General features: G+C 71.9%; 1 protein-coding gene. It reads left to right on the forward strand.

The genetic code is table 11. The annotated features are described in order from the left end of the window. The coding region (locus CW362_RS42945; protein ID WP_162684473.1) for a UvrD-helicase domain-containing protein at positions 1–594 on the forward strand (594 nt) is incomplete at both ends.

Genomic DNA, 594 nt, shown 5'->3' on the forward strand with positions numbered 1-594 from the left:
ACCTGCGCTGCGTGCGCCGGGGGCGCGGCACTCAGGTGGGGCGGGTGCAACGAGCCCGGCTGTGGCGCGTGATGGAGCGGTTCACCGCGGACCTGGCCTCCCGGGACTCGGCGACCTACACCCAGTTGTGCGACCAGGCCGCGAGCGTCCTGGCCGACGGCGGACCGCGCTACCGCCACGTCGTCGTGGACGAGGCCCAGGACCTTCATCCGGCCCAGTGGAGGGTTCTTCGCGCCTGCGTGGCCCCTCGGTCCGACGACATGTTCCTGGTCGGCGACCCCCACCAGCGGATCTACGACTCCCGTGTCTCGCTGCGCTCGCTGGGGATCGACGTACGAGGACGCACGTCCCGGCTTCGTCTCAACTACCGCAGCACGGAGGAGATCCTGCGCTGGTCCGCGTCCCTCCTCGACGGCCAGCCCGTGGGCCGGCTCGGCGAGGACGACGACGAGGACGGTGGCCGGGACTCGCTGCGCGGCTACCGTTCCCAGTTGCGCGGCCGGACCCCGGCGGCTCACGGGTACGGCAGCCAGGACGACGAGATCCGGGCGCTGATCCAGCAGGTCCGGACCTGGATCGAACAGGACGGCGTCA

Source organism: Streptomyces populi (assembly GCF_002911015.1).
GTDB lineage: Bacteria > Actinomycetota > Actinomycetes > Streptomycetales > Streptomycetaceae > Streptomyces > Streptomyces populi.